Annotated in this window: 28 protein-coding genes; 11 read left to right on the top strand and 17 right to left on the bottom strand. The window is 54.9% G+C overall.

The features are described from left to right. The first annotated feature begins 109 nt into the window (after positions 1-109). Positions 110-277 carry a ribosome modulation factor gene (gene rmf / locus NQ230_RS15655; RefSeq protein WP_013097261.1) on the top strand — a complete coding sequence of 56 codons (168 nt, stop codon included), beginning with the start codon at positions 110-112 and terminating at the stop codon, positions 275-277. A 71-nt stretch (positions 278-348) separates the two neighbouring features. Here the strand turns inward: rmf and fabA are convergent, their stop codons facing one another. Both fabA and NQ230_RS15645 read right to left on the bottom strand, forming a co-directional pair. Further along, positions 349-867 carry a 3-hydroxyacyl-[acyl-carrier-protein] dehydratase FabA gene (fabA, locus tag NQ230_RS15650; protein WP_008499931.1) on the bottom strand — a complete coding sequence of 173 codons (519 nt, stop codon included), beginning with the start codon at positions 865-867 and terminating at the stop codon, positions 349-351. A gap of 68 nt (positions 868-935) precedes the next feature. Next, a complete protein-coding gene (locus tag NQ230_RS15645) occupies positions 936-2,696 on the bottom strand; it encodes an AAA family ATPase (protein WP_257258123.1) in 1,761 nt (586 codons plus the stop codon). Between the two features lie 186 nt (positions 2,697-2,882). Here NQ230_RS15645 and matP point away from each other — a divergent pair, with 186 nt between their 5' ends. Continuing rightward, positions 2,883-3,335, top strand: coding sequence for a macrodomain Ter protein MatP (gene matP, locus NQ230_RS15640; RefSeq protein ID WP_063143983.1), 453 nt, complete (start codon positions 2,883-2,885; stop codon positions 3,333-3,335). Positions 3,336-3,398: 63 nt separating this feature from the next. Here matP and ompA read toward each other — a convergent pair whose 3' ends face one another. Together ompA and sulA are read right to left on the bottom strand one after the other, a co-directional pair. Further along, positions 3,399-4,454, bottom strand: coding sequence for a porin OmpA (gene ompA, locus NQ230_RS15635; protein ID WP_023311028.1), 1,056 nt, complete (start codon positions 4,452-4,454; stop codon positions 3,399-3,401). Between the two features lie 354 nt (positions 4,455-4,808). Further along, entirely contained in the window at positions 4,809-5,318 is a 510-nt protein-coding gene (gene sulA / locus NQ230_RS15630) for an SOS-induced cell division inhibitor SulA (RefSeq protein ID WP_121425762.1), read from the bottom strand. A gap of 217 nt (positions 5,319-5,535) precedes the next feature. Here sulA and NQ230_RS15625 point away from each other — a divergent pair, with 217 nt between their 5' ends. Continuing rightward, entirely contained in the window at positions 5,536-6,162 is a 627-nt protein-coding gene (locus NQ230_RS15625; RefSeq protein ID WP_121425763.1) for a TfoX/Sxy family DNA transformation protein, read from the top strand. On the opposite strand, the gene yccS is transcribed toward NQ230_RS15625, so the two are convergent. Both yccS and NQ230_RS15615 read right to left on the bottom strand, forming a co-directional pair. Next, entirely contained in the window at positions 6,119-8,281 is a 2,163-nt protein-coding gene (gene yccS, locus NQ230_RS15620; RefSeq protein ID WP_257258122.1) for a YccS family putative transporter, read from the bottom strand. The genes NQ230_RS15625 and yccS overlap by 44 nt on opposite strands. 19 nt (positions 8,282-8,300) lie before the next feature. After that, positions 8,301-8,747, bottom strand: a complete 447-nt coding sequence (locus NQ230_RS15615; protein WP_023311032.1) for a YccF domain-containing protein — start codon at positions 8,745-8,747, stop codon at positions 8,301-8,303. A gap of 123 nt (positions 8,748-8,870) precedes the next feature. Here NQ230_RS15615 and helD point away from each other — a divergent pair, with 123 nt between their 5' ends. Continuing rightward, the gene (gene helD / locus NQ230_RS15610) at positions 8,871-10,925 is read left to right on the top strand and encodes a DNA helicase IV (protein WP_121425764.1); all 2,055 of its coding nucleotides are present in this window, start codon (positions 8,871-8,873) and stop codon (positions 10,923-10,925) included. Positions 10,926-10,983: 58 nt separating this feature from the next. Here helD and mgsA read toward each other — a convergent pair whose 3' ends face one another. Together mgsA and csgI are read right to left on the bottom strand one after the other, a co-directional pair. After that, on the bottom strand, positions 10,984-11,442 hold the full coding sequence (mgsA, locus tag NQ230_RS15605; protein WP_048991031.1) for a methylglyoxal synthase: 459 nt from the start codon (positions 11,440-11,442) through the stop codon (positions 10,984-10,986). 80 nt (positions 11,443-11,522) lie between these two features. After that, a complete protein-coding gene (gene csgI, locus NQ230_RS15600; protein WP_121425765.1) occupies positions 11,523-12,185 on the bottom strand; it encodes a curli synthesis inhibitor in 663 nt (220 codons plus the stop codon). Positions 12,186-12,358: 173 nt separating this feature from the next. On the opposite strand from csgI, the gene NQ230_RS15595 reads away from it, so the two are divergent. Further along, the gene (locus NQ230_RS15595; RefSeq protein WP_028012609.1) at positions 12,359-12,772 is read left to right on the top strand and encodes a CoA-binding protein; all 414 of its coding nucleotides are present in this window, start codon (positions 12,359-12,361) and stop codon (positions 12,770-12,772) included. A 37-nt stretch (positions 12,773-12,809) separates the two neighbouring features. On the opposite strand, the gene hspQ is transcribed toward NQ230_RS15595, so the two are convergent. Both hspQ and rlmI read right to left on the bottom strand, forming a co-directional pair. After that, positions 12,810-13,127, bottom strand: coding sequence for a heat shock protein HspQ (hspQ, locus tag NQ230_RS15590; protein ID WP_008499919.1), 318 nt, complete (start codon positions 13,125-13,127; stop codon positions 12,810-12,812). Between the two features lie 60 nt (positions 13,128-13,187). Next, positions 13,188-14,378, bottom strand: coding sequence for a 23S rRNA (cytosine(1962)-C(5))-methyltransferase RlmI (gene rlmI, locus NQ230_RS15585; RefSeq protein ID WP_061715623.1), 1,191 nt, complete (start codon positions 14,376-14,378; stop codon positions 13,188-13,190). A 173-nt stretch (positions 14,379-14,551) separates the two neighbouring features. Here rlmI and NQ230_RS15580 point away from each other — a divergent pair, with 173 nt between their 5' ends. Genes NQ230_RS15580 through yccX form a run of 3 tightly spaced genes read left to right on the top strand, consistent with a single transcriptional unit; the run spans position 14,552 to position 16,201 of the window. Then, entirely contained in the window at positions 14,552-15,109 is a 558-nt protein-coding gene (locus tag NQ230_RS15580) for a kinase inhibitor (protein ID WP_121425766.1), read from the top strand. Positions 15,110-15,119: 10 nt separating this feature from the next. Further along, entirely contained in the window at positions 15,120-15,908 is a 789-nt protein-coding gene (locus tag NQ230_RS15575; protein ID WP_238459738.1) for an AraC family transcriptional regulator, read from the top strand. An 11-nt stretch (positions 15,909-15,919) separates the two neighbouring features. Next, positions 15,920-16,201 (top strand): acylphosphatase, encoded by a 282-nt coding sequence (gene yccX / locus NQ230_RS15570; protein ID WP_029739909.1) that lies wholly within the window; start codon positions 15,920-15,922, stop codon positions 16,199-16,201. Here the strand turns inward: yccX and tusE are convergent. From tusE to NQ230_RS15540, 6 genes are all read right to left on the bottom strand, one after another. Then, a complete protein-coding gene (gene tusE / locus NQ230_RS15565; protein WP_008499913.1) occupies positions 16,198-16,527 on the bottom strand; it encodes a sulfurtransferase TusE in 330 nt (109 codons plus the stop codon). The two genes, yccX and tusE, sit on opposite strands and share 4 nt — an antisense overlap. Before the next feature lie 69 nt (positions 16,528-16,596). Then, positions 16,597-17,148 (bottom strand): LuxR C-terminal-related transcriptional regulator, encoded by a 552-nt coding sequence (locus tag NQ230_RS15560; RefSeq protein WP_121425768.1) that lies wholly within the window; start codon positions 17,146-17,148, stop codon positions 16,597-16,599. Positions 17,149-17,158: 10 nt separating this feature from the next. Next, positions 17,159-18,316: a CblD like pilus biogenesis initiator family protein gene (locus tag NQ230_RS15555; protein ID WP_193940091.1), complete on the bottom strand. Its 1,158-nt coding sequence runs from the start codon at positions 18,314-18,316 to the stop codon at positions 17,159-17,161. 1 nt (position 18,317) lies between these two features. After that, positions 18,318-21,035, bottom strand: a complete 2,718-nt coding sequence (locus NQ230_RS15550) for a TcfC E-set like domain-containing protein (protein ID WP_257258121.1) — start codon at positions 21,033-21,035, stop codon at positions 18,318-18,320. Between the two features lie 72 nt (positions 21,036-21,107). Continuing rightward, the gene (locus NQ230_RS15545; RefSeq protein WP_047648150.1) at positions 21,108-21,614 is read right to left on the bottom strand and encodes a CS1 type fimbrial major subunit; all 507 of its coding nucleotides are present in this window, start codon (positions 21,612-21,614) and stop codon (positions 21,108-21,110) included. Between the two features lie 75 nt (positions 21,615-21,689). Further along, positions 21,690-22,433, bottom strand: coding sequence for a fimbrial protein (locus tag NQ230_RS15540; RefSeq protein WP_183078937.1), 744 nt, complete (start codon positions 22,431-22,433; stop codon positions 21,690-21,692). Between the two features lie 308 nt (positions 22,434-22,741). On the opposite strand from NQ230_RS15540, the gene NQ230_RS15535 reads away from it, so the two are divergent. Together NQ230_RS15535 and NQ230_RS15530 are read left to right on the top strand one after the other, a co-directional pair. Then, complete coding sequence (locus NQ230_RS15535) at positions 22,742-23,497, top strand: winged helix-turn-helix domain-containing protein (protein WP_121425772.1); 756 nt, start codon at positions 22,742-22,744, stop codon at positions 23,495-23,497. After that, positions 23,494-23,970, top strand: a complete 477-nt coding sequence (locus NQ230_RS15530; RefSeq protein ID WP_063439610.1) for a hypothetical protein — start codon at positions 23,494-23,496, stop codon at positions 23,968-23,970. The genes NQ230_RS15535 and NQ230_RS15530 overlap by 4 nt, the downstream gene beginning before the upstream one ends. Before the next feature lie 56 nt (positions 23,971-24,026). Here NQ230_RS15530 and yccA read toward each other — a convergent pair whose 3' ends face one another. After that, positions 24,027-24,686 (bottom strand): FtsH protease modulator YccA, encoded by a 660-nt coding sequence (gene yccA, locus NQ230_RS15525; protein ID WP_023335168.1) that lies wholly within the window; start codon positions 24,684-24,686, stop codon positions 24,027-24,029. 269 nt (positions 24,687-24,955) lie between these two features. On the opposite strand from yccA, the gene NQ230_RS15520 reads away from it, so the two are divergent. Then, positions 24,956-26,584, top strand: a complete 1,629-nt coding sequence (locus NQ230_RS15520) for an ABC transporter substrate-binding protein (protein ID WP_121425774.1) — start codon at positions 24,956-24,958, stop codon at positions 26,582-26,584. Positions 26,585-26,659 lie beyond the last annotated feature (75 nt).

The following is a 26,659-nucleotide window of genomic DNA, read 5'->3' as shown; positions in this document are numbered from 1 at the left end:
TTTGAACATTGACGCTACGACTAATTCGGGGTATTCGTTATCTGTGCCTGTGCATTTAGTGCAGACACTGTTTTCTTTCCACCAGACAAAAGAATGAGGGAAACGAGGCATGAAGAGACAGAAACGAGATCGCCTGGAACGGGCTCATCAACGTGGTTATCAGGCTGGCATCGCTGGACGTTCTAAAGAAATGTGTCCTTATCAGACGATAAATCAAAGGTCACAATGGCTTGGAGGCTGGCGAGAAGCCATCGGCGACAGGGCACTCATAGCCTGATAACGTCTCTTTCAAAAAAGAAACCTCCGCAATGCGGAGGTTTCGCCTTTCTGGAGGTGAGAAAAGCACAATCAGAACGCGGAAGTGTCCTGGAACAGGCCAACTTTCAGGTCGCTTGCGCTATAGATCAGACGGCCGTCTACCAGCACTTCGCCATCTGCCAGGCCCATAATCAGGCGGCGGTTAACGATGCGCTTGAAGTGAATACGATAGGTCACTTTCTTCGCTGTAGGCAGAACCTGGCCAGTGAATTTGACTTCGCCCACGCCCAGCGCGCGGCCTTTACCTTCGCCGCCCAGCCAGCCCAGATAGAAACCAACCAGCTGCCACATGGCATCCAGGCCCAGACAGCCAGGCATTACCGGATCGCCAATAAAGTGGCAACCGAAGAACCACAGGTCCGGGTTGATATCGAGTTCTGCTTCTACGTAACCCTTATCGAAGTTGCCGCCGGTTTCGGTCATTTTCACGACACGGTCCATCATCAGCATGTTAGGGGCCGGTAACTGTGGGCCTTTTGCGCCAAACAGTTCGCCGCGACCAGAGGCAAGAAGATCTTCTTTTGTATAGGATTCGCGTTTATCTACCATGTTCTCAGTAAGCCTTATTTTAGTGAAGGACGCAGGATAGCTAACACGTGTACGCTGAACAAGTCCGATCAGTTCGAACTAAACCAGCCCAGCCAGCGTAACGGCCATGGATAACGATGACGAGCATCCTGCTGCGTCGCCTGAGCAATGCGCTCCTGGATGGTCTGCATCAGGGTGGTTTGCCCTTCGCCATCCCAAACCAGATTTGTCAGTAAGGGTAGCGCATCCTCAATCCCTTCGATGGCCCAGATGGTGAACTGCTCTTGCTCAACCGCATCCAGAATGTCCTGACTGAGGCTCAAATGGCGTGCGTTGGGAGCAGGAATAATCACACCCTGTTTGCCGTTTAAACCGCGCTGCTGACAGATAGAGAAGAAGCCTTCAATCTTTTCGTTGAGGCCTCCCACTGGCTGGGCACGACCGAATTGGTCCACCGAACCGGTGATGGCGATGTTCTGATTGATGGGCACTTCCGCCAGGGCGCTGATTAGGGCACACAACTCGGCCATAGAGGCGCTGTCGCCATCCACTTCGCTGTAGGACTGCTCAAACGTCAGCGAGGCGGAGAAGGGGATCTGTTGCTCAAGCTGCAGCTCTGACATCAAAAACGCCTGCATGATCATCATGCCTTTCGCGTGAATGTTGCCGCCCAGCTCGGCTTTCCGTTCGATATCGGTGAACTCGCCATCGCCAATGTGGACAACGCAGCTGATACGGGACGGTTCCCCGAATGCGCGCGGATGGCCGGGAAATTCAATCACCGACAGGGCGTTGATCTGCCCGATGCGTTCGCCTTCGGTCTCCACCAGAATTTGTTCCAGCAGAATTTCATCCTGCATACGGTCGGCAAGATAGCCTTCTCGCCACTCACGCTGAGCCAGCATCTGAGTGAGCTGTTCGCCGGTGAACGCTCCGTCACCGCTGATCACGCCCACTTCACGCAGCTGTTTACCGATCCAGAGCGGGCAAAGCGGCAGCGTTTCCTGGTCACCGGTGTAGCGCACCGCTTCGCGGATTAAGCCCGGCCACGCGTCAGCCGCAGGGGTTGGTAGCGCAAAACGTTCAGCAACGGCCATCACCCACTGGCACCACTGTGCCATATCGTCGGCGTCAGCAATCTGGATGTTGTCTTCGTATTCGCTATACACCGCCTGCTCAGCGAGTTCCGGCTCCATTTCCTGGAAGTCCGCCAGCGATTCACGGTCGCCCGTCAGCACGACGGTTAGCGACAGCGGCATAGACGGAACGGAGACAGGCAGAGGACGAGACTCATCATAGCCGACCCAGTCGAAACGCTGCTGGTGCACGATGGTTTTCAGACGCATCCACAGCAGCGGCTGCGAGAGCAGGGTACGCAGTGAGATAATGAGAACACCGCCATTTGCGCGATGTACCAGCCCCGGCTGCAGCGAAAGTTCACCGTTAAACTGGCGCAGACAACCAAAGAGCTGTTCCGCCTCGGCCCAGTTCGCGGTAATCACTTCGCCCTTAGCGGCAAAACGACCATCGGCCTGCGCCGCCGGTTCGAAAGTGACATCATGTCCCGCAATACGATACTGGCCACCAAAAACTGCGTTCGCTTCCGGCTTCAGCTGGCGCACGGCATCTCCGAGCAGCGTCAGGTATTCCGCTTCTTCCGGGGCCTTGAGCAGCATGAAAGGCGCAGTTGCCCATGGGCTTAACACCTGCTCCAGCGCATAATGCAAACGAGGCTGCGTATCGCTAAGGATGAATTCGTGTTCTTTTGCGAGTTCGGGCTGTGCAAACAGTTCCTGGTAACTTTCGGTATCCGGAACAAGGTCACGCCATGCAAGTTTCGTAATGGTCAAAGTTGATGTTTTTTAGTCAGATGTAAAAGCGTGGAGTATACCGTAAGCGGGGGGCTGTACCCAAGCAGGATTGGGTATTTCGACAGGGCGATTGGCTGCATTCACTCACAGGATATGATTTCTTTTCAGCAGATTGCTAAAAAACTGATATTCTGAACAGAGTTACGTGGTAACACTGAGATCGCAATGAAATATCAACAACTGGAAAATCTCGAAAGCGGCTGGAAATGGAAGTACCTGGTCAAAAAGCACCGTGAAGGGGAGCTGATCACCTGCTACATCGAAGCCAGCGCTGCGCAAGAAGCCGTGGATATTTTGCTGACCCTCGAAAATGAACCGGTACAGGTTAACAGCTGGATTGAGAAACACATCAATCCCGCGTTGTTAAACCGGATGAAGCAAACTATCCGCGCGCGACGCAAACGGCACTTTAATGCTGAGCATCAGCACACCCGCAAAAAATCAATCGATCTGGAGTTCGTTGTCTGGCAACGCCTGGCTGGGCTGGCACAACGACGGGGCAAAACGCTTTCGGAAACCATCGTGCAGTTGATTGAGGATGCCGAACATAAAGAGAAGTACGCCAATCAGATGTCGACGCTGAAGAACGACCTTCAGGCTCTGTTGGGTAAAAAATAGACTTTAGTTTTCTGCAGACAATAAAAAACCCCGCATGGCGGGGTTTTTTTATAAGACGATAACTTATGCCGCTGGCTGAGTTACAACGTCTTTGATGCCTTTAACTTCGATCTCTACGCGACGATCTGGAGCCAGGCAGTCGATCAGTGCAGCGCGAGCTTTCACGTTGTCACAGGTATTGCCAGTAACTGGGTTAGATTCGCCCATACCACGTGGGGAGATCTTGTTAGCTGGGATACCTTTAGAGATCAGGTAATCAACAACAGACTGAGCACGTTTCTCAGACAGTTTCTGGTTGTAAGCGTCAGAACCGATACGGTCGGTGAAGCCCAGAACCACTACAGAACCGTCTTTAGGATCCAGGTTGCTCAGCTGGGTGTACAGCTGATCCAGTGCCTGCTGGCCTTCTGGTTTCAGAGTCGCTTTGTTGAAGTTGAACAGAACGTCAGACTTCAGAGTGAAGTGCTTGGTCTGTACTTCTGGAGCTGGAGCTGGCGCTGGAGCAACAACTGGTGCTGCTTCTTCCTGCTGGCCGAAACGGTAGGAAACACCTACGCTCAGCATGCCGTTGTCTGGACGAACACCAACGGTGTTGCCGTCGCCGATGTTGTTAACCCACTGGTATTCCAGACGGGTAGCGATGTCACGGGTCATAGCCCACTCAACGCCACCAGCGAATACTGGGGAAACACCGGTGTCATGGTTGTCACCAGAGATGTTGTTGCTGGAGTCTGCGCGCCATACCATGCCGCCCAGACGGGTGTACACGTCCAGATCGTCAGTGATTGGGTAGCCCAGTTTAGCGGTCAGCTGAACGCCCTGTGCTTTGAAAGCGCCGTTGATGGTGTCGCCTTTGTATGGCATACGACCTAACCAGTCGTAACCCATTTCAAAACCAACATACGGGTTAACCTGATAGCCACCGAACGCACCTGCACCAAGCTGGCTCTCGTGAGTTGGGCCATCATTGTTCAGGCTGCTGTTGTACCAGCCGGTGTCGTGGAACTGAGACCAGCCCAGTTTACCACCTGCATACCAGGTATTATCTTTCGGAGCGGCCTGCGCTACGGTAGCGAAGCCAGCCAGTGCCACTGCAATCGCGATAGCTGTCTTTTTCATTTTTTGCGCCTCGTTATCATCCAAAATTCGCCATGAAAGTCTCAGGAGAGAATCACGGTTAAATCCTTCACCGGGGGGCGTGGTCAAATATAAATCTACCGATATCTTCGGCTTAGGCCGAGCACCCCTGGCGATGTAAAGTCTACAACGTAGCTGAAAACTTACAAGTGTGAAGTCCGTCAGGCATATGAAAAAAAAAGTTCCGTATACCGATTATTTAACATTTTTCGAACGAATTTTGTGCAATAAAATTAAGGAGAACCGCACCAGACAAGCCTTGCCGCAATTTTCAGTCAGGGAACTTTAATGCCATCTTGTAGTCAAAAAAAATTCCAGGAAAAATCTTAATTTCACTCAATGATACAAATTCGAGTGAATTTTTAGCCCAGAAAGTTGTCCTCTGCGGTAAGAATCCGATCGAACCGGACGCATAATGAACCCGATCGCATTCCCTTCTTCAGCTGCTTCTGTCAGACGGAAATGTTCCTCTTCCGTCAATTCTTCCGGTAACCATCCAATCACCACGCTGTAATTTCCGGTGCGTAACGCGCGGATCATCGACTCCACGGTATCGCACGGCGAGAGCTGATTAATTTGCATGACCTTAGTGAGCGGAAGGCCTGCGGACTGAACCCACTCACGACTCAGTTTTTGCTGAGGGGTGAGCCAAAGCTGCCAGCGTGATTGCTGACCAAGCTGCTGCAATAATGGCAACAGCAGAAGTTGCGTCAACAGGGGCTGGTCTTCACGATAAACCACTTCACTGATAAGCCCCGTGGAAACACGCTCGACGGAATTCTGCGCGACATTGCCTGCGGTAGAAGAGAGAGAAGTTGAGCGATTTGCATAGCCTGAAGTGTGCATATTCATTCCAGCCCTGTAGTTACTGTATGGATATACAGTAACCCCTGTATGCATAAAGATCAACCTCATTTTCGGAAAGCGACTCGCAAAATTCATTCAATCTTGATGCCCCTCGTAAAATCATCTTGCTCAACGGCGATAAGTTGCCTATTTTCCTGCTAACGGATCCGCTAGTAAGAAATTTCGTTGTTACGTTATGATTTTTAAGGGAAATATCATGAAAAAGATATCTTATGAACGGATTTATAAATCCCAGGAATACCTCTCCCCGTTGGGCGAGATACATCATCGCGCGCTGTTTGGAGGCTACACCCTGGCGGTGGATGATGCGGTTTTTGCCATGGTGTCCGATGGCGAGCTTTATCTTCGCGCCTGTGAGGAGAGTGCGAAATACTGTGTAAAGAATGCTTCTTCATTTTTGACGTTGATGAAGCGAGGCCGCCCGGTGCTGCTCAACTATTATCGTGTGGATGACGGATTATGGCAGGACAGGGAGCGGTTGCTTCAGCTCTCCTCGTTTGCGCTCAGTGCGGCAAGAAAAGAGCGCTATCAACGCCATCAGCGAAACCGACTCAAGGATCTGCCAAACCTGACCTTTCAGCTTGAAGTCTTGCTCTTTGAAGCAGGCATTACCAACGAGGAAACGCTGCGGGAGCTGGGTGCCAGAGCGAGCTGGCTAAAGATGCGGGCAAAAAACAAAGCGCTCAGTATTAAAGTTCTCTTTGCGCTGGAAGGGGCAATCGAAGGGCTGCATGAGGCGGCACTCCCGGCTGGTATTCGCCGGGAGCTGACGGAGTGGTTTAATGCGCTGCCTGAGCCACAGGAGAATCACTCCTCCAGGTAGCGATTTGCTGTTGCAGCCGGCAAATTTCAGGCAGCAGAGCGATAAGCAGGCCTATCTGCTGAAGAACCAGCGGCGCTTTGCTGTCGTTTCCTGGGTCAAGATGCGCAATGCGTTGAGCCAGTTCATCCAGTGCCTGTTGAACGCGGGGCTCATCGGCTGGACGGTGATGAAGCGCATCATCAACATAGCAGACGGCGTCATCGAGCAGGTTGAGAATACCCGGGGTGGTGAGTTTCTCACGGTGGGCACCCAGCGTCGAAATATAGCTGGTGAACGTATGGTTCAGGCAGAGCAGGCGGAACGCGGTCTCACGGATCTCCGCCGTGGCGCGAGGCTCCGTAGACATGTTAGAGACAACGGAGGCCAGTTCTGCATCACTGTTGTGCGCGTCGCGACGTGCTATCCGGTAAGCCAGGCGGTTATCGCGCCCCTGGTGGTACTGCTCCAGGATAGCGTCAAGATATCGACAGTTGGCGTTCATCGCCCTGTCTACCACGCGTGGCAAATTGCGGAAACGCCAGTCCGGCCAGATAAAGCTGACCGCGGCCCAGGCAATCGCGCAGCCAATCAGGGTATCGATCACGCGGGGCAGGGCGACTTCAAACCCTTCACCCAGCAGGTTAAAGCAGAGCAGCACCAGCAGCGTGATGAACATGGTGGCGTGGGCATACTGCACGTTGCGAAACGCAAAGAACAGTACGCCGGTGATCACGATCAGAATCAATTGACCTTCAACGGAGGGCACGAAATAGAGCACCGGAAGGCCGATCGCGACGCCAACCAGCGTGCCGATAATACGCAGCGCAAGGCGGTGTCGGGTGGCGTTATAGTTCGGCTGGCAGACGAACAGGCTGGTCAGCAGGATCCAGTAGCCGTGGTGCAGCCCGGTTATCTGAATAAAGGCATAACCCACGCACAGCACCAGCGACATTCTCACCGCGTGGCGAAAGAGCGCCGACTCCGGCGTAAAGTTGCGGCTCAGCCGTAGCCACATATCGCTAACGCTGTGCACGCTGTCATCAGCAAGCTGGTTTTCCACCTCATTGCCCGGCAGCGCCATCGCCTGTTCGGACTCAATTGTCGCCAGTTGAGCATCAATCGCCCGCAGGTTGTTCAGCAGAAAGCCCAGCGCTTTGATGTGCTCCGGTGACGTTCCGCTGGCCTGAACGCGGTCGAGCGCCGCATCAAGATGGCTGAATACGCGTTCAAAGCGGGGATCATGCTGATAGGGCGTGCGCAGCAGAATGGAGCGTGAGAGCTGCTGGCACGCCTGGGACTGCATGGACAGCAGGCGCTGGAAGCGGAACATGACGTCGCTGTAGCGGAACTTCTCGCGCAGGGCAGCATACTGAACGTGTGAAGAGCTGGCGCGTTCATGAATATCCTGGGCGGCAAAATAGTAGTGTAAGGTCCTTCGGGTTCCGCGCTGGCCGCGATCGCCGCGCAGACGGGTAAGCAGAGAGGCTTTTGTCTGGTTAAGGGTGGCGACCAGCTGGCCGTTTGCCAGCGCCAGATCGTAGAGCGGAGCCTGGCTTTCTTCCTCGATATCCGGGTCGAACAGCCGGGATTTCAGTTCCAGATAGTGGGCTAGCTGCTCAAAGCTGCGGGCAAGGTTATCCTGCAGAGGGCGAACCGGGAAGATCAGATGACCGGTTAGCGTCAGCAGGTTATACCAGATGGCGCCCAGCAACAGCAGAACCGGCTGCTGGTACCACTGGTCGTACAGGGAAACGCCCAGCATGGTGTAGATGGCGATCAGCAATGCACCAAAAGCGATGGTGGCATAGCGCTGTCCGAGGCCGCCCAGCAAAATAAACCCGCTGGTTGAGAGCGTAAGGCCCAGGGCAAACAGCCAGGGCCACGGGAAAAGCAGCTCAACGGACGCTGACGCAATGAAAAAGCAGACAAGCGTAATGACCAGGTTACGTAAACGCCCGGCCAGCCGATCGTCCAGGTCCGCCAGCGCCCCGGCCACCACCCCCAGCGTGAGTGGAATGGTGAGCTTGACATCATTCAGCCACCAGGGCAGGGCAACCGTGCCGCAAAGCGCGATAAATATCCTGACGTTGTATAGCCAGGTGCTGTTCCAGGTATAACGGCGAAGCAGTGGGCTTAGCATAAACGCGGCCGGTCCTTATTTACTGAAAACGACGACGAGCGTTTGCTTCACGCGCCGCCTGGGCCACTTCTACCGGAACAACCCTGCGGCCGACGGGCCAAAGGGCGATGGCGGCGATCTTAAAGTTTGCGATCCCCACCGGAATGCCAATAATCGTGATGCACTGCGCAATACCGGCAAAAATATGCATGATGCACAGCCACCAGCCGAAGAAAATCAGCCACAGAATGTTCAGCAGGGTTCCGCCCGTATTCATCAGGGCGTTTTTGCTCTCCGGATTCAGCTCGTCAACGTGGATGGCTTCATTCCCGTAGGGGATTAAGGAGAGTTTTGTGATTTCCCAGCAGGAACGGGTCAGGGGAAGCGTGAAAATCAGGACGATGCTCACCAGCGTGGCAAAAAGCCAGGAAAGGGTGGTGGCAAAACCGCCCAGCACAAAATTCAACACATTCAGAACGGTACGCATAAACCCTCACTTCCTTTCGATAAAATTAACGCCCAATGATTGTAACGTTTTTTTAGGCTGGAGCACCTTAAAACTGGCAGTTAAACTGTCAGGTAAATTATCTCTTCGTGGATTTGGCGGAACATGGAACTGAAAGCAACGTCGTTAGGCAAACGCCTGGCGCAACACCCTTACGACAGGGTTGTTCTCCTTAATGCCGGGGTGAAAGTCTCCGGGGAACGCCACGAATACCTTATTCCGTTTAACCAGCTTCTGGCTATCCACTGCAAACGCGGGCTGGTGTGGGGCGAGCTGGAGTTCGTTCTGCCTGACGATAAAGTCGTGCGTCTTCACGGCACCGAGTGGGCGGAAACCCAGCGTTTCCATCATCACCTGAACGCGCTCTGGCAGCAGTGGAGCCAGGATATGAGCGTGATTGCCGCCCAGGTGCTCCAGCAGGTGCTGGACGATATCGCGCAAAGCAACGCGCAACACGCGTGGCTGACCCGTCAGCAGACCGCCGGGCTGCAGGAAAAGATCCGACAGGCACTCTCGGCGCTGCCGCTCTCCGTGACGCGTCTCGACGAGTTTGACAATTGTCGCGACGCCTGGCGACAGTGTCAGGCCTGGCTGAGCGATAAGGATAAAAGCCGTCTTGCCCATAACCAGGCGTGGACGGACGCCATGCTCACCCAATACGCCGACTTTTTCAGTACGGTAGAATCTTCACCGCTCAATCCGGCCCAGGCGCGCGCGGTAGTCAACGGCGAGCAGTCGCTGCTGGTGCTGGCGGGGGCCGGTAGCGGTAAAACGTCGGTGCTGGTGGCGCGTGCCGGCTGGCTGCTGACGACCGGGGAAGCGGTCGCCGATCAAATTCTGCTTCTGGCCTTTGGCCGCAAGGCTGCCCAGGAGATGGACGAACGTATCCAGGAGCGTCTGCACACCCGGGACATCACGGCCAGAACCTTCCATGCCCTTGCGCTGCATATTATTCAGCAGGGCAGTAAAAAAGTGCCTGCCATCAGTAAGCTGGAAAACGACGCGCAGGCGCGTCAGGCGCTGTTCATCAAAACGTGGCGCCAGCAGTGCAGTGAGAAAAAAGCGCAGGCGAAAGGATGGCGTCAGTGGCTGGAGGAGGAGCTCAACTGGGAGGTGCCAGAGGGCAGCTTCTGGCAGGACGATAAGCTGGCGCGTCGGCTGGGTTCGCGACTTGACCGCTGGGTCAGCCTGATGCGAATGCACGGTGGATCGCAGGCAGAGATGATTGAAAGCGCGCCGGAGGCGATCCGCGATCTGTTTTCGAAGCGGGTCAAGCTGATGGCTCCAATGCTGAAAGCCTGGAAAACTGCGCTGAAAGAGGAAAACGCCGTTGATTTCTCCGGTTTGATCCATCAGGCCATCATCATTCTTGAGAAGGGACGTTTTGTCAGCCCGTGGAAACATATTCTGGTGGATGAGTTCCAGGACATCTCGCCGCAGCGTGCTGCCCTGCTCTCGGCGCTACGGGCGCAAAATAAACATACGTCGCTGTTTGCGGTGGGGGACGACTGGCAGGCCATCTATCGCTTCAGCGGGGCGCAGCTCTCCCTGACGACCGCGTTCCACCACTATTTTGGCGAAGGAGACCGCAGCGATCTGGACACCACCTACCGCTTCAATTCACGCATTGGTGAGATCGCCAACCGCTTTATCCAGCAGAACCCGCATCAGCTGGCAAAGCCACTCAACAGCCTGCGCCCAGGAGATAAAAAAGCGGTCACCCTGCTGGCGGATGACCAGCTGGAACCGCTGCTGGACAAGCTCAGCGGCTATGCAAAGCCCGATGAACGTATTCTGGTGCTGGCGCGCTACCATCACCTTAAACCCGCGGCGCTGGAAAAAGCCGCCACCCGCTGGCCGAAACTGCAGCTTGAATTTATGACCATTCATGCCAGCAAAGGGCAGCAGGCCGATTATGTGATTGTGGTGGGGCTGAAAGAGGGTAGCGACGGTTTCCCTGCCCCGGCCCGCGAGTCGGTAATGGAAGAGGCCTTACTGCCGGTGCCGGAAGACTTCCCGGATGCCGAAGAGCGGCGTTTGCTGTATGTGGCCATCACCCGCGCGCGGCATCGCGTGTGGCTGCTGTTCAATAAAGAGGAGCCATCCGTGTTTGTCGATATCCTGAAGAGTATTGATGTGCCGGTAGCGCGTAAACCATAACGATGTCAGGCAAGATTTCGTAGGCCGGGCAAGGCGTAGCCGCCACCCGGCAGAAAAGCTACTTCAATCTCTCTGAAAGATAACGCTGATAGTCCGGAATAAGGATATCCACCGGCGAGTTAAACTGCGGCGATTCGATGATGAAATCCGCCGTGGAGAGGTTCGTCGCCACCGGAATATTCCATACCGTCGCCAGGCGCAGCAGCGCTTTAACATCAGGATCGTGCGGAACCGCGTTCAGCGGATCCCAGAAGAAGATCAGCACATCAATTTTCCCTTCGGAAATCTGCGCGCCGACCTGCTGATCGCCGCCCATCGGGCCGCTCAGCATGGCATTCACCTGCAGACCCGTTTCGCGCTGGATCAGGTTACCGGTTGTGCCGGTCGCCGACAGGGCGTGCTTTTCCAGCGAAGACTGATGGCGGCGAACCCAGTTAAGCAGCATTTGTTTACAGTGATCGTGCGCCACCAGAGCAATGTGTTTGCGTTCAGGCAGCGTGCGTGTTGTCAGTTCCATAATCATATCCATCAGGTTAACTGACTACACGATGACGGGAACCGTCTGACGCTGCAAGAGAAAGGCGTAAAAAATGTGGCTTATGATGAAGGTTGTTGTTTTGCCCACTGTAAAAACCGGGCTCGCGTGTCGGGATCGGCCTGCTGGAACCAGAATTTTAGGCGCTGTTCCGTCAGGGTTTGGGACTGGGGAGGAATAACGTCCAGTTCCGAGACGCCGGATAGCAGCGTACTGTCGTCCGCCATCATGGTGGCAAACTGCGGAAGCGAGGCGCGTTTACCCGCTTTGTTATAGGTCTGGGTTGCTGCCTCGTAATCCGGACCTTTCGGTGAGGCCGTCAGCGCCAGAATATCCAGCTTCACCGGAATCGGCATCGCATCCCCGTCCAGCAGTTCAATGCGGGGTGACGCGTCGAAGGCCGCGGATTCCTTCTCCGTTTCAAGGCGAGGGAGGGTGATGTTCACCTGACTGATTTGCCGGGTATTAAAGCTGACGATCAGCGGCGGGGAGATATACATTCTTTGCTCGTGATTAGCCAGACCGATCGATTTTTCTACCCGGAAGACCAGCTGATGCGGTCCGTTATCTAACTCGATGCTGTCTGCACCCCGCAGTAACGAACTGGAGACCTTTTTCCCGTCCAGGACCAGAAGGTCAATGTCGGTAGAAAGCCGGAGCGTGGTAGCAAAAACGCAAACCGGCATCACTAACGCAATCAGAGCAGTGGCAATACCGGTTTTCATAGAAGGCTCCCGTCAGAAATCCTGTCGCCGTATTAATGTATCTGGATTTTTCGAGAATCACGTTTACTAACATATAGACATATTTCGCCGTTTTGCCCTCATGCATCTGTATGGGATGGATGGTTGAGATGTGCGGTTTGGCGTACACTTTTAAAAAAGCCAGGAGAAAAACCATGAAAGAGAACGATATTGCCGAGATTCTGACATCCACGCGTACCATTGCGCTGGTGGGCGCGAGCGATAAACCCGATCGTCCAAGCTATCGGGTGATGAAATACCTTCTCGATCAGGGTTATCACGTCATCCCGGTGTCGCCAAAAGTGGCGGGGAAAACATTGCTGGGCCAGCAGGGTTACGCCACGCTCGCTGACGTGCCGGAAAAAATTGATATGGTCGATGTCTTCCGTAATTCCGAGGCGGCGTGGGAAGTGGCGCAGGACGCTATCGCCGTAGGCGCGAAAACGCTATGGATGCAGCTGGGTGTGATTAACGAGCAGGCCGCTGTGCTGGCGCGGGATGCGGGGTTGAAGGTCGTCATGGACCGCTGTCCGGCGATTGACATCCCCCGTCTGGGGCTGGCGAAGTAATAAAAAAAAGCCCGTTCATCGGGCTTTTTTTACACGCTTAGTTCCGCAGGCGCGGAGCCTGTAACTGTTTGCGGATAGTCTGAGCAAGCTCATCCATTGTGGGTTGCTCCGGATGCTCTTCCTGCAGCTCGCTACTCAGCTGCGCTTCGGCAAGATAGGTGTGGACGGGCTGTCCATCGTCACCTTCCATCACCACATGGTACCAGGGTGCAGCGCGAAGCTCTGCGTTCACCGCCAGCTCGTCTGCTGACGGTTCATCAAGGGAATACTCCGGGTCGATATCCACGACCACACCCAAATACCCTAGCAAAGTGTGGCGGACCTGCTGGCCGATACCGAATTTGCTGGCAATCATAGTCACCTCCCGGGAAACACTACTTACACGTTATGTGCGGGCAATATTTCTCTTTTCAAGTTACATGACGCGACAGGCAAACCCTTTCAGATACAGTCCTTCCGGGTAGGTAGCAATCACGGGGTGATCGGCTGCCTGACGGAACTGCTCTATAAATTGTACATCACGGCCAGCATCTATTGCGGCATCGGCGATGATTTTCTGAAATAAATCTGTGGTCATCAGGCCGGAGCAGGAGAAGGTGAGCAGAACCCCGCCCGGGTTCAGCAGCTGGATAGCCAGCATGTTGATATCTTTATACCCGCGGCAAGCGCCCATCAGCTGGCTTTTGTTTTCCACAAACTTTGGTGGATCCATCACGATGACGTCGAATTTTTCGCCCTGGTCGCGATATTTACGCAGCAGCTTGAAGACGTCATCGCGTACAAACTCCGCTTTGCTCAAGTCCAGCTTGTTGAGCTCGACGTTCTGTTTTGCCACGTCCAGCGCTTCCTGCGAGGTGTCCACGCTCACCACCTGGGCACAGCCGCCCATCAGCGCCGAAACGGCAAAACCGCCGGTATAGGAGAAGCAGTTCAGCACGCGTTTGTCGGCAACGTACTGACGCGTAGCCAGACGGCTGTCGCGCTGGTCGAGGTAGTAACCGGTTTTGTGCCCGCCCTGAATATCCACCAGCAGCTTCATGCCGTGCTCTTCAATCGGCAGCAGGGCAGGTGGCAGTTCGCCCGTTACGGGCCCCTGAGTCAGCTCCATACCTTCTTTTTTGCGCACAGCAACGTCGCTGCGGTCATAGATGGCGCACTGCGGGAACAGCGTTTGCAGCGCGCTAATCAGCGCGGCGCGCTGGTATTCCGCGCCGGCGCTCAGGAGCTGCAGCACCAGGAAGTTACCGAAGCGATCGATGGTCACGCCCGGCAGACCGTCGGACTCACCGGCAATCAGGCGGTAGCTGTCCAGCCCGTCGCGTTTTGCCAGCCAGTCGCGCCACTGCTGCGCCTGCTGCAGGCGGCGGACGAAGAAGTCGATGTCGATGGTTTCATCTTTATCGAACGTCCAGACGCGAGCGCGGATCTGGGACGCTGGCGAGTAGGCGCCTCGCGCTAACCATTTCCCCTGATGGTCAACGATATCAATGGTTTCACCGAGGCTGGCTTTGCCTTCCATACGGGCAACCGCGCCGGAAAAGACCCAGGGATGACGGCGCAGTAATGATTTTTCGCGCCCTTTGGCTAACACTAAACGTACACTCATAATTTGCTGTTCTGTCGATTTCAGGAAATGGCGCGTAGATTACCACATTCAGCAAGTCGCAATCATCTGCGGATGCCGTTGAGCGTTTCGGCACAAAATCAAATCGCTTAGGCACATTACGACATTGCAGCAGGCTTTACAGTGGGGCTTCCGGTACAGCAGAGGGAGCACCCATGAAAAAGCGCAGTGTAATCGCAATAGCCGCTCTGGCGGCGATGAGTTTTCAGGTTTTAGCGGCAACGCCTTTCGGCATCACCAGCCAGGATATTTCCGGTGAACGCCGGTTAGCGCAACAGCAGATATTTGAGGGATTTGGCTGCCACGGCGGTAATCAGTCTCCGCAGCTGGCATGGCAAAATCCGCCCGCCGGTACGAAAAGTTTTGCCGTTACGGTATATGATCCGGATGCGCCTACCGGCAGCGGCTGGTGGCACTGGACCGTAGCCAATATTCCGGCGAATACACTGACCCTGCCCGCCGATGCCGGTAACCCGAACGGCGAAAAATTACCCGCAGGGGTTGTGCAGGGGCGTAATGATTTCGGCTATTCTGGATTTGGCGGCGCATGTCCACCCGCCGGGGACAAGCCCCACCGCTATCAGATTACCGTCTGGGCCCTGGACGTGGATAAACTGCCCCTCGACAACAATGCCAGCGGCGCGCTGGTCGGTTTTATGCTGAATAGTCACGCTCTGGCAAAGGCTCAGTTAACGGCAACCTACAGCAGATAAGGATGACAGGGTGCAGGAGTTCCATTTTCGACATAAACATCTTACAGCGGGTGAAGTGACTGCCAGCAAAATGCATCGCCTGCACCAGGTTAAACTCTTTTTTCCGGCTATTTGTCATATCACCCACGGCAGTAAGGTGATTGTTCAGGATGATAACCGCCTGGAGGCGACACGGGATGAGCTCATCATTATCCCTGCCAATACGGCGATGGAGATTATCAATCAGCCTGTAAACGGGCTGTTTCACTCGGATTTGCTGATGTTGTCTCCGGAGATCGTCGCCGAGTTTAAAGCGCATTACCTGAAATCCTGGCCTCGCACGACGCTGCATTCGCTCTGCGCCCCGCTGAGCGAGGGGCTGGCGTTTATGTGGGACAACCTGCTGCACGCCGTGCGTCAGGATTTACCGGAGGCGCTACAAAAGCATCAAGCCTTCGGTCTTTTGCTGGCCTTGCTGCATGATGGCGTGGCAGGTCCGCTGCTTATTGAGCGAAACAGTAACCTGACCGAGCAGGTGCGGCAGTTCATTATGCTGTCGCCCGCCAGAGCCTGGACCGCGCAGGACGTCGCCAGCCGTCTGGCCTTAAGCGTGCCGACGCTGCGCAGACGCTTGCGTGAAGAGTCGCAGAGTTTTCGCCAGATCGTGGAGGAGGTGAGGATGGCCGTTGCTTTGTCACAGCTCCAGTCAACCCGATTACCAATTGGCGAAATCGCATTACAATGTGGGTATCTTTCCAGCTCTCGTTTCACCGCCCGTTTCCGGCAGCACTATGGCTGTTTGCCGAAAACGCTACGTTAAGGAGAAGAAAAATGTCAAAAGTCTGCACCATTGCCTGGGTTCACGGCGTTGTTCAGGGCGTCGGGTTCCGCTACAGCACCCAGCGCGAAGCGGTTGAGCTTGGGCTCACGGGATACGCGCGAAATATGGACGACGGCAGCGTTGAGGTGGTCGCCTGCGGCGAAGCGGAGCAGGTCGACAAGCTGGTGGCGTGGCTGAAAGCGGGTGGGCCGCGCAGCGCACGGGTTGATAAGGTCTTAACGGAACCGCATCAACCCGGGCGCGAATACGTAAACTTCGGGATCCGGTATTAAATACACTTCACCGGCTTAGGCAGGCCAGCAATTTTGGTGGCTTGTTTTGCCGGGCCTTTCGGGAACAGACGATATAGATAGCGGCTGTTGCCTTTCTCTTCGCCGAACTTATTGGCCATGGCTTTGACCAGCATGCGGATCGCCGGAGAGGTGTTGAATTCAAGATAGAACTCGCGCACAAAACGTACCACTTCCCAATGTTCGGGAGAGAGGGTAATCCCTTCGTTTTCCGCAATTTTCTCCGCCAGCGGTTCGCTCCAGAGCGTTGTATCTTTCAGATAGCCTTCGCTATCGGTCTCAATTTCCTGGCCTGCAAAAATGAACATAATCTTCTGTCGTATGTGAAAAAATCGGCGACAGTGTAGCAAAAAAGCGGCCGCAGGATAAGCCGTGACCTACAGGAGCAGCTGCAGCAGATTGTTGGCGTTGAGCTTCTTTAGCGCGTTGCATTTATGGGTTGAAACCTGCTTCTCAGACATACGCGTCACGATGGCAATGTGGCGTACCGGCAACCCCGTAAGCATCAGATCGAGCACGTTGAATTCAAGGCCGGTAAGACAGCAGTCCAGGCTTCGAACGCGGCGGGGCTCTTTGGCCAGCAGATACGCCGCATCGGCAACGGCGATCCTGTCGTCGATGATATAAAGGGTTAAAGTACTGAAACGCTTGCGTAAATGCGTCGCCAGCGCCCACCCTTTTTCATTGCAGACCAGATAAAGGCTGCCTTGCCACCGGGCGGCTTCCAGTCTGAGTAAAATGTTAATCAGCGCCTGATGCGTACCCGCAACGGAAAAACGACAGCGTACGACAATCACGCGGCGGGTAAGCAGGGTTGGCTGCCATTTTACTGTATCGCTGATGACCTCTGGCTGGACGCCCCGACGCAGCAGCGCGTAGCGCAATCCTTCTGCGTAAAATCGATTGTTGTCGAGAATGGCGTAACTCACGGTGACCTCGTTATAACGTGCTGGGCGTATAGATAACGCGCAGCGTGCCGGTGTAGTCGCCCGCGTTTTTGCTGCTGGCGGCAAACGCGGGGGTTTTCAGGATAATAGGGGCAGGGATGCACAGTACGCTCTCGCGTCCGCCGGGCAGCACGACCTGACGCAGATACTGCGGATCGTTTGTGCCTTGCCAGACCAGGGTTTTACCGTTCGCGACGGTTTCGGTTGCGCCTGTTATTGGGTTGGTGACGGAGACCCGATAATCGAGACGATCCCGCGCATCGGTCTGGCTACCGCCACGTCGCCTGATAGAAAACGCGCCTTCGGTACGATCAACTGAGGGAAGTCCATCATCCTCAAAGCGAAGATAGGCGCGGGTGCTGGTACTGTTTTTGCCGTCGTAAAGGCACATATCCAGCGAATTTTCACCCTGGATCTCACTGCCCCCGGGCCGCCCCGGGAAGTTGGTCAGGTTGAGGTTAACGACGGGCGTTGAGTGCGGAAAGGCCGGCAGATAGATCTGCTGATTACCCGGATCGACCACTTCAATGCGAATATTTGCCTGCCAGGTGGCGATGGTGAGATAGCCAGGGCATCCGACGTTTACGTCATTGAAGTTCCCACCGCAGTCGGCGCTCCCCCACTGACGCAGGTTCTGCTTCAGGGTTGCGGTCCAGATCCCCGGCAGGGCGAGCTTATCCAGTTCGCTTTTCACAATATAGAAATCGAAGTAGGGCTCTCTGTTCCAGGCGCTAAGATCGCCCGTTCCACCCGTGACAAAGCTGGCAAAGGTGAACACTTTATTGTTGATAAACATATAGTGATCGCCATACACCTTGATATCCACCGTCTTGCTGGTAAGGGCATGCGTGAAACGTACATTGATGGCATAGGGCGCGGCCGGGTTACCCGAGAACCACACCGGGGCGGTCATGCAGGCTCCGTAGGTGGTGTCGGTGCGGGATAAACAGGTCAGGGTATTGCGCCCCCACTTTTGCGGGTCGGCTGCGTCATAGCCGCCCGATTCATGAAGCCAGATATCGAAACGCGCGGGCGGTGCCGTGCGATCGAAGCTGATCCCAACGCTGGTGTTTCGTCCCGCAGGGGCGCCCGCCAGCGTCTGGCCTGTCCACAGGCTTAAAAACAGTAAAATAAAGAGGTACTTAATCACATCATTTCCCTTTAGCGAGGTTGTCGGCGTTCATGGCGGTCGGGCTGACTGGGGTCGTTCGTCCGGCCAGCATCAGCTGTGCCTGCTGCTGGACGGCATCCGGCAGGGCCGAGAAGGTTAACTCCCGGCAAGGAATGGAACCGACGTAGCGCACCACGTCGCGCATACTCTTCACGCTCAGCGCGCACTGATAAAACTGCTGCTGGCGTACCAGGTAGAGGTTATGCAGCAGGGCGTCGCTTTGGGCGCTAAACCCGCCGTTGCCAAGATCGCTCCAGCCGTTCACGTTCAGCGGCACGCCGCCGATAAACGGGGAATGACGCTCGTCGGTTAACTGGCCGAGCCAGGTGTAGCTTGCGGTGGTTTGCACATCCCGACGCAGCAGTTTGCCCGGCACCATAAACAGCGTTCTGCTGCCTGAACCTTGCGTAATCTCAGTGCTGGCTCCTCGCGAGACGTCCAGCGATTCGTTAATCGTCAACGTTGACTGCTGATAGCCCGGCACGGCGAAGAGGGCGCGGCTATTGCCCGGAATGTCTGCACTACCGCCGTTATCCAGCGACACGGCGACGCTCGGACCCAGAGTCTCTTCCGGGGTGGCAACGTTAACCGCGACGGCGGAAGCAGGACGTCCGTCGCTCCAGCGGCCCAGCCACAGGCCAGAGCGCGACAGCGCAAGAGTCGAGCTGTAGTTGCCGCTGCTGCTCAGCGTATGGCGACGATCCTGACGATCCCAGGCGTCGCTGACGGTCAGGCTGCCGTTGCCATATCGTCCGCCCTGGCGCGTATAGGCTGAAGTATTGAGCGAATCGCTGTTAATGCCCGACGCGCTCAGACCGTACTCATTTTCACCGCGTGCATCGGCGTACCAGTTATGCGCCACGTTGTAGCTCAGCTGATTTTTTTCACGCTGCTGGTGCTGCCATGTTGCGCCCAGAGAGGTATAGCTCGACGCATCCCCCTGACGGTTATGCGCCATGGACAGGCTCACGCTCAGGTAGCCGCCTTTGTCCCTGCCTTCACGGGAGTCATCGTTACGCATGAACAGGTTAATGCTGCTGTTAATGTTCAGGCCTCGGGTGCTAAAGGTATTGCTCAGGCCTCCCTGCCAGGCCCGCGTGCGCGAGCGGGTCATATAGACCGATTCCCACGGCAAACCCGCATCGTGGCGATCGTCGCTGTCCGGGAGCTCACGGCGTGAAACGTACCGTCCTTCATTGCGGTTATCCGAATACCCCAGGCTCGCATACCAGGCGCCGACAGGGACGGATAACATCACCGAGAGGGTGCGATAGCAGCCGTTCACGGCGTCAAACCCCGCGCTTCGGGTATTGCAGTTTTCCGCTGATAGCGCGTTACGATAGAGGCTCAGTGAAAAGCCGTCGTTGTAGCTGATTTGCTGAATATTGCCGCGTTGACCTTCGCTGCCGTAAAGGTAGCTAAACCGGGTACTCAGCACGCCGTCGATCGGGCCCGCGTTGAAGCCCCGGCTCCAGTCGATCGCGTTCTCCAGGAAACGCTGGTTTTTCTTTATCGTTGCACCGCTGGTCAGCGCCAGCGTCGGGGTGACGGGCAGGCGTACGCCCGCCTGCGCAACCGCGCTACGTTCTTCGTTTTGATCGCTATTGTCGGTTTCACCCGCCTGCAGGAACCACTCGACGCGGTCGAATGGCGTTATGCCGGTTCGGGTAAACGGTACCTGCTCGGTGCGCGTCAGCCGGTTATTTTCATAGATGGAGAGCGTCACGGTGTAGCTCCCGTCCGGGAACGATCGCGTGTCCAGGGTTTGTGCACCGGCATTCAGATAAAAGCTCGCCAGCAGCTGATTGCCACGGCGGGCGTCGATACGCGCGTCATGGGAAAGCAGCACGGTGACAGGGGTTCCCTTCGACTGCTGAACCGGATTCATCCACGCTCTTGTTGAACCCGTGCGCAGACCACGAATTTTGCCCAGCGGCAGCTGGCTGAGGTTGATATTCCCGCCAGCATTACTGAACAGATCGCGGGTATCCATCTCGCCTAGCTGGACATAGTACTGACGCAAGATATCCTGGCGGAACCAGGCGTTGTTGACGGTTATCTCCTGCTGCTGCTGACGCCGTGAACGCTGTCCCAGCCAGGTCCAGTCGAGATTAACATAGCCGTCCTGCGTGAGCGCCAGCGCGCCGTTGCCCTGTACGGTAGCCGACTGATAATCCCTGTCGGCAACAAAATTAATGTTCTGCTGATGGATCAGCGCATTTTCAGTGTCCTGCGTGGGCTGATACCACTGATTTTCCGCGGTGGCTTTAGGCAGATATTTCTTGTCCAAAAACAGGCTAATGCGGGCGTTATTCTCGTCATAGATAATGGCCGCGCGGTCGGTATCTATGTAATCGCAGCCAGGTGCGGAGCCGTTGCTGCTGCAGGCCAGGTTGCCGTTACGGGCAAGCGGAACGGCCAACGTGGCAGACACGGTGGCAACGAGTGCAGGGGCGTCATTGAACCGTCGTTTGATGGCCGCAACCAAGGTTTCAGGTGCGACGAAACTGACCGTTTCAAGCGTGATATCCGTTTCAAAAAGACCAAGCGATTCGCCGTAGAGGTTCACCTCCGTCCACAGGCGCTGCGTTTTCGCCAGATCTTCAAAACCCGCCGGGACGGCCATCCCGGCGCAGGCGAGTTGGATGGATGCGGGTAACAAAGCAACAAAGAGGAGAGTATTTCTGTGAAACGCCATGAACGAGCCTCGACATCATCCTGACGTCAGAGGGTGGGCACCCTCTGACGTTATTCCTTAGGTGCTGTGGTGTTACGCACCGCCTTCCGTGGTAGTCGCCTGCGTCAGCATCAGGCTGACAACGCCGCTGTACTGACCGGTTTTCAGAATGCCTTTGGTGGTCTGAGAAATGGTCAGTGGCAGAACCGCTGAACCGTTTTCGATGCTCCCCGGGAACAGTTCGGTACCGGTATATTCAACATCGGCGGTGGAGAGGGTTTTATCGCCCAGCATCACCGTCATTGGGATGGTCTCAGCACCGTCAGCATTTGCCAGCTTCGCGGCGCTCACCAGACGGACCTTCACGTTGCTGGTGGCGGAGTTAGACCATACCTTGGTATTCAGGCGGTAGCTTTCCAGGCCACGGCCAGGCAGGTACTGCATATCGATGCTTGCCGGCAGCGGCGTGTTATCGGCCTGGGTCATATCCAGCTGTGAATCAACGCTGGCGTTGACGGTAATATCTTTTTGAATTGCCAGCGCGCTAACGGACGTGGTCATCGCGGCAACAATCATCAGAGGTTTAAAGTACTTACGCATTGATATCTCCATATTTACAAATGAGCACCCTGGCTCTTTAAACAAACCCTTTGGGGTCTTTACGGTAACGTCGTGTTATTGCACGACGGGTAAATCAGCTTCTTCAGCGGTTTTATTCACCCAGTTGAAGTAGCGGAATTTATATTTCTGGCCTTGTGTCTTTGTGAGCGTTTTTAATGTCCGTTCGGTGTCCGGATAAATCGTCGCGTCTTCTTTAATCCATTTACACGACGAATCAGCGTCACAAATACCGAGCTCTCTCAGCGGTACGCGCAGCGTACCGTTGTTTTTTAACGTCCCCCTGCGAGGGTCTATCGAGAGTGAAACCACACTTTTTTCCGGCGCGAGGTGGATCAGGGCGCCCCAGATTACGTTGACGCCCAATGTCGCCGTCGCAGCCGGGCTTTCTGCCTTGCCGGGAATAATGCTGTCAGGTTGTTTTACCCCTTCAAAATAGACGCGCCAGGTAGTCTCTTTTTCCGGTGGCGTAAGCGATACCAGGCGAACCACGCGCATTGCGCCTGCCGCAAGAGCAAATTTTTCGGGCGTGACAACAACGCCGCCTTCTTTCCACGAGGCCACATCAACCTCTTTTTCCTGGGCAGTGCCGGGATTAAGAATTTTCTTTTGCCTCACCCGAATGAACTGAATATCATCCGTTTTCGACGCCACCTTAATTTGCGCTGTACCGGACTTATCCACGTTAAGTTCCATGGGGTACACGCTCATATTGGCCATTGTCATTTCTGAGAAAAATGGCAATGACAGCGCGGCGACATAAAAGGCTGTTTTCACGTTCACTCTTTTTTTCTGTTTCACATTCAGTCTGCCTGCTCTGAGTTCATCGGCGGCGCGTTAACACCAGTACACCGTCTGCTTACGTATTGCTTCAGGGCAGGGAAACTTTAACCAGAACAGCGGTTTGTGAAAATTTGTATTAATTAACTCATTAAATACAGTTTTTTATCCTGATTTTCTGGCTTTAAGGTTGTATAGTTAAGCGAAAATACCGCTACCAGGGATGGAAAGAAAATTCCTTCTGATGAAAAAACAAGCAGGTCAGGAGGCGGTTTTCATGTCGATGTACCAGGGATAAAAAAACATGCGGTAACAGCCGAGAATAAAAGATGTTTTTTATATGCAATAATTCGTTGTTATTCGATCCTGAAGCACATGCAATAAGTCTTGTTGGACAACCAGAATCTGTATTAACCCTTTCGGCACCCGCCGTACGGCTTTTGCAGGAATTTATTAAACACAAAGGACGCGACCTGAGTCGGGAAGAATTGATCGCTCGCGTGTGGGAGGAATTTGGCTTTACGCCATCGGGAAATAATCTCAATAAAGCGGTGAGCGAATTACGTAAAAGCTTCCAGTCTCTGGGCGAGGGGCACGAATTTATCGTGACCGTGCCCCGTTACGGGTTTCGTTTTGAGGCCGATGTGATTTTTCAGCCCGGAGAGAATATTCCATCCGCCGATCTGCAGCCCTCGTCCGCAACGCAAGAGGTAAAGCCTCAACGCGCGCCTCGGAAAATATGGGCGATTGTGGCCGTATTGATTGTCGCTGCGCTGGGGGCAGCCCTCTATTTTAGCCGACAGCAGTGGATTTTCGTTCCGGCGAAACTCAAGCCGGTTAAGGAAAAAATCGCGCGTTGCAGCATCTGGATTATTAACGATCACGGAAGACCGCTGGTGTTATCGAAATTAGCGGAGCGTCTGGAGGCCAGTAACGTGGCGTGCGAACGTGAGGAGTACGACATTTATTATTTCAGCGCCCGTTTTTCTCTTTCCGCTGCAGATGAGGTGTTCATTGGCGCCTGCCCGGCCAGTCAATCCAGCCTGTGTAAAACCATACGTTATAAAGGCGGGGCACAACAATGAAAATAAAACTCCTTTTTGGGCTGGGCGGTGCGCTGGCTGGCGGTGCCCTGGCGCTGTTTTACTATTCCGGCTTTGCGGGTAAAAAGGATGCGCTGGCCTGCGGTACGGAATTTAACTTTACGCGCAATGAGGGAAAAGCCAGTGAAGTGAAGGTCAATGCCGTGGCCCAGTTCTATTTTCACCGGGACGGTACCGGGTTCACCACCTATAAGGGCGCGGCAAGGGCCGGCGGGCAAAATTTGATCGTTGACCGAGATGTGGACTTTACCTGGGAGCAGCGGGACGATGATAAGGTTATTGTGTTGAGCTACACCAAAACCTGGCGGCGGCACAATGACAATACGCCGGATGAACAGTGGGGTAGCTTCGCGTATCCGACCGCACGCTACTACCTGACGATCTCTGAGCTCGCGCCTTCCGTTTGGCTGATTCAGGACCGGCGATACCCGACCTATATTTGCCGGGGTGAGTAGGGCATAAAAAAAGGAGAATGCCACCGGCATTCTCCTTATTGTTTCAGCAGGTCGGCTTAATCGCGGCTGGCGAAGCCCAGGATGCTCAACAGGCTGACGAAGATGTTGTACAGCGACACATACAGGCTCACGGTGGCGCGGATATAGTTCGTCTCACCGCCGCGAATGATGTTGCTGGTTTCAAACAGGATCGCGCCTGAAGAAATCAGAATAAACACGGCGCTGATCGCCAGATGCAGGGCAGGCAGCTGCAGGAAGATGTTTGCCACCATACCCACCAGCACCACCACAACACCCGCCATCAGCATACCGCCGAGGAAGGACATGTCCTTACGGGTGGTCAGCACGTAGGCCGAGCAGCAGAAGAACACCAGCGCGGTACCGCCCAGCGCCATGCCGATAAGATCGCCCATACCGGCAGACAGATACGCGTTCAGCATCGGCCCCAGGATATAGCCCAGGAAGCCGGTGAAGGCAAAAGCAGAAAGAATACCGACCGGTTTGTCAGCGGTTTTGTAGGTCAGGAACATCAGACCATACATACCCACCAGCGTCAGGATCAGCCCCGGAGACGGCAGCATCAGCACGGTGCTGGCGGTTGCGGTGATCGCTGAGAATGCCAGCGTCAGGCTGAGCATGAAATAGGTATTGCGCAGCACCTTGTGGGTGCTGAGTAGCGATGTGCGGTCGCGTGAAGAAGTAATTATACGATCCATGAGTCACTCTCTTATGACAGATGTAATTAGCGGAAAGAATAGGAAACGGCACGCCAGTCTCAAAGTGGTTTTACCCATCTTTACTCAGCACGTTAGCGCTGGAGGTGGTTATTTCTTCTGCAGAAGACCCTTTCACCAGTATGAACAGCGGTTTGCGACAATTTACCAGATCAAGCTCTTATAGGTTACTGAAAAATATTGCGTTATTACCATTCGAACGCTAAGAGTTATTTCCGGATCGTCATAAAACAGACAATAAGGCGAAGGAAATGAAACCACAAACACGCACGAACTTTACGCTCTCTTTGTTAACCGCCGGGATCCTGTGCGCCAGCACGGCAGCCTGGGCGGCTAACGTGCCGGCAGGAACCGCGCTGGCAGATAAGCAGGAACTGGTCAGGAATAACGGCAGTGAACCGGCTTCGCTCGACCCGCATAAAGTCGAAAGCGATGTCGAATTCAATATTATCAGTGATTTATTCGAAGGACTGGTCAGCGTCTCTCCGGCAGGAGAAGTCCAACCCCGACTCGCGGAAAAATGGGAGAATAAGGACAACACCGTCTGGACGTTCCATTTGCGTCCGGGCATCACCTGGAGCGACGGCACGGCGATTACCGCAGAGGATGTGGTCTGGAGCTGGCAGCGCCTGATCGATCCGAAAACGGCTTCGCCTTATGCGAGCTATCCGGGCAACATGCATATCGCCAACGCGGCCGATATCGCCCAGGGGAAAAAAGCGCCCGACACGCTGGGCGTAAAAGCAATTAACGACACCACACTGGAAGTGACGCTCACGCAGCCAAACGCGGCCTTCCTCGCGATGCTGGCGCACCCGTCGCTGGTGCCGGTGGATAAAGTGCTGATTGGGCGTTTCGGCGATAAGTGGACCAAGCCGGAGCATTTCGTCAGCAGCGGGGCGTACAAGCTGTCGCAGTGGGTGGTCAACGAACGCATCGTGGCGGAGCGCAACCCGCGCTACTGGGATAACGCGCACACCGTGATTAACAAGGTCACCTACCTCCCCATCACGTCTGAGGCCTCGGATGTGAACCGCTATAAAGCGGGCGAAATTGATATCGTGTACACGGTTCCGATTAACCAGTTTGCCCAGCTCAAGAAAACCCTGGGCAGCCAGCTGGATGTTTCACCTCAGCTTGCGACCTATTACTACGAATTCAATACCACCCGGCCGCCGTTTAACGACGCGCGCGTGCGCAAGGCGCTGAACATGGCGCTGGATAAAGACATCATTGCCGGGAAAGTATTGGGGCAGGGGCAGCGCCCGGCGTGGCTTATCAGCCAGCCGGATATCGGCGGCGTTAAGCTACAGAACCCGGACTACGCCAGCTGGCCGCTGGACAAGCGCATCGCGGAGGCGAAAAAGCTGCTGAACGAGGCCGGATATAACGCCAGCCATCCTCTGAGCTTCAACCTGCTCTACAACACCTCTGAATCGCACCAGCGCATCGCGATTGCGGCCAGCTCCATGTGGAAGAAAAACCTCGGCGTGGATGCGAAGCTGCAAAACCAGGAGTGGAAAACCATGCTGGACACCATGCACACCCACAACTTTGACGCGGTGCGCTATGCGTGGATTGCCGATTACGACGATGCGGCGACCTTCCTGAACAACTTCCGCACGGGCGACAGCGAAAACACCAGCCAGTACAGCAATCCGGACTACGATGGGGCGCTGGTGAATGCCGCAAAAGCCAAAACGGCGGAAGAGCGGGGTAAGTACTACCAGCAGGCAGAAGATCTGCTGGGGCGTGATGTGCCGGCCATTCCGGTTTATCACTACGTCCGCACGCACCTGGTGAAACCGTGGGTCGGTGGATTCACGCCAGATAAGCTGGGGTACTATTTCACGAAAGACATGTACATCAAAAAACACTAAGCCTGTGCTGATAAAATCGTCGATGTGTCGTCAGTTCAACCGATTAAACACGTTTTGACTATTTTTACAGCGAAC

It is taken from the genome of Enterobacter asburiae, from assembly GCF_024599655.1.
Classification (GTDB): domain Bacteria; phylum Pseudomonadota; class Gammaproteobacteria; order Enterobacterales; family Enterobacteriaceae; genus Enterobacter; species Enterobacter asburiae_D.
Note: the sequence above shows the minus strand (reverse complement) of the source record. Positions and strands in the feature narration are given on the sequence as shown.

Bases quoted from the DNA above. Each gene is read 5' to 3' on its own strand.
- rmf (WP_013097261.1), top strand. From the start codon at position 110: ATGAAGAGACAGAAACGAGATCGCCTGGAACGGGCTCATCAACGTGGT.
- fabA (WP_008499931.1), bottom strand. From the start codon at position 867: ATGGTAGATAAACGCGAATCCTATACAAAAGAAGATCTTCTTGCCTCT.
- matP (WP_063143983.1), top strand. From the start codon at position 2,883: ATGAAATATCAACAACTGGAAAATCTCGAAAGCGGCTGGAAATGGAAG.
- ompA (WP_023311028.1), bottom strand. From the start codon at position 4,454: ATGAAAAAGACAGCTATCGCGATTGCAGTGGCACTGGCTGGCTTCGCT.
- sulA (WP_121425762.1), bottom strand. From the start codon at position 5,318: ATGCACACTTCAGGCTATGCAAATCGCTCAACTTCTCTCTCTTCTACC.
- NQ230_RS15625 (WP_121425763.1), top strand. From the start codon at position 5,536: ATGAAAAAGATATCTTATGAACGGATTTATAAATCCCAGGAATACCTC.
- yccS (WP_257258122.1), bottom strand. From the start codon at position 8,281: ATGCTAAGCCCACTGCTTCGCCGTTATACCTGGAACAGCACCTGGCTA.
- NQ230_RS15615 (WP_023311032.1), bottom strand. From the start codon at position 8,747: ATGCGTACCGTTCTGAATGTGTTGAATTTTGTGCTGGGCGGTTTTGCC.
- helD (WP_121425764.1), top strand. From the start codon at position 8,871: ATGGAACTGAAAGCAACGTCGTTAGGCAAACGCCTGGCGCAACACCCT.
- mgsA (WP_048991031.1), bottom strand. From the start codon at position 11,442: ATGGAACTGACAACACGCACGCTGCCTGAACGCAAACACATTGCTCTG.
- csgI (WP_121425765.1), bottom strand. From the start codon at position 12,185: ATGAAAACCGGTATTGCCACTGCTCTGATTGCGTTAGTGATGCCGGTT.
- NQ230_RS15595 (WP_028012609.1), top strand. From the start codon at position 12,359: ATGAAAGAGAACGATATTGCCGAGATTCTGACATCCACGCGTACCATT.
- hspQ (WP_008499919.1), bottom strand. From the start codon at position 13,127: ATGATTGCCAGCAAATTCGGTATCGGCCAGCAGGTCCGCCACACTTTG.
- rlmI (WP_061715623.1), bottom strand. From the start codon at position 14,378: ATGAGTGTACGTTTAGTGTTAGCCAAAGGGCGCGAAAAATCATTACTG.
- NQ230_RS15580 (WP_121425766.1), top strand. From the start codon at position 14,552: ATGAAAAAGCGCAGTGTAATCGCAATAGCCGCTCTGGCGGCGATGAGT.
- yccX (WP_029739909.1), top strand. From the start codon at position 15,920: ATGTCAAAAGTCTGCACCATTGCCTGGGTTCACGGCGTTGTTCAGGGC.
- tusE (WP_008499913.1), bottom strand. From the start codon at position 16,527: ATGTTCATTTTTGCAGGCCAGGAAATTGAGACCGATAGCGAAGGCTAT.
- NQ230_RS15550 (WP_257258121.1), bottom strand. From the start codon at position 21,035: ATGGCGTTTCACAGAAATACTCTCCTCTTTGTTGCTTTGTTACCCGCA.
- NQ230_RS15545 (WP_047648150.1), bottom strand. From the start codon at position 21,614: ATGCGTAAGTACTTTAAACCTCTGATGATTGTTGCCGCGATGACCACG.
- NQ230_RS15535 (WP_121425772.1), top strand. From the start codon at position 22,742: ATGTTTTTTATATGCAATAATTCGTTGTTATTCGATCCTGAAGCACAT.
- NQ230_RS15530 (WP_063439610.1), top strand. From the start codon at position 23,494: ATGAAAATAAAACTCCTTTTTGGGCTGGGCGGTGCGCTGGCTGGCGGT.
- yccA (WP_023335168.1), bottom strand. From the start codon at position 24,686: ATGGATCGTATAATTACTTCTTCACGCGACCGCACATCGCTACTCAGC.
- NQ230_RS15520 (WP_121425774.1), top strand. From the start codon at position 24,956: ATGAAACCACAAACACGCACGAACTTTACGCTCTCTTTGTTAACCGCC.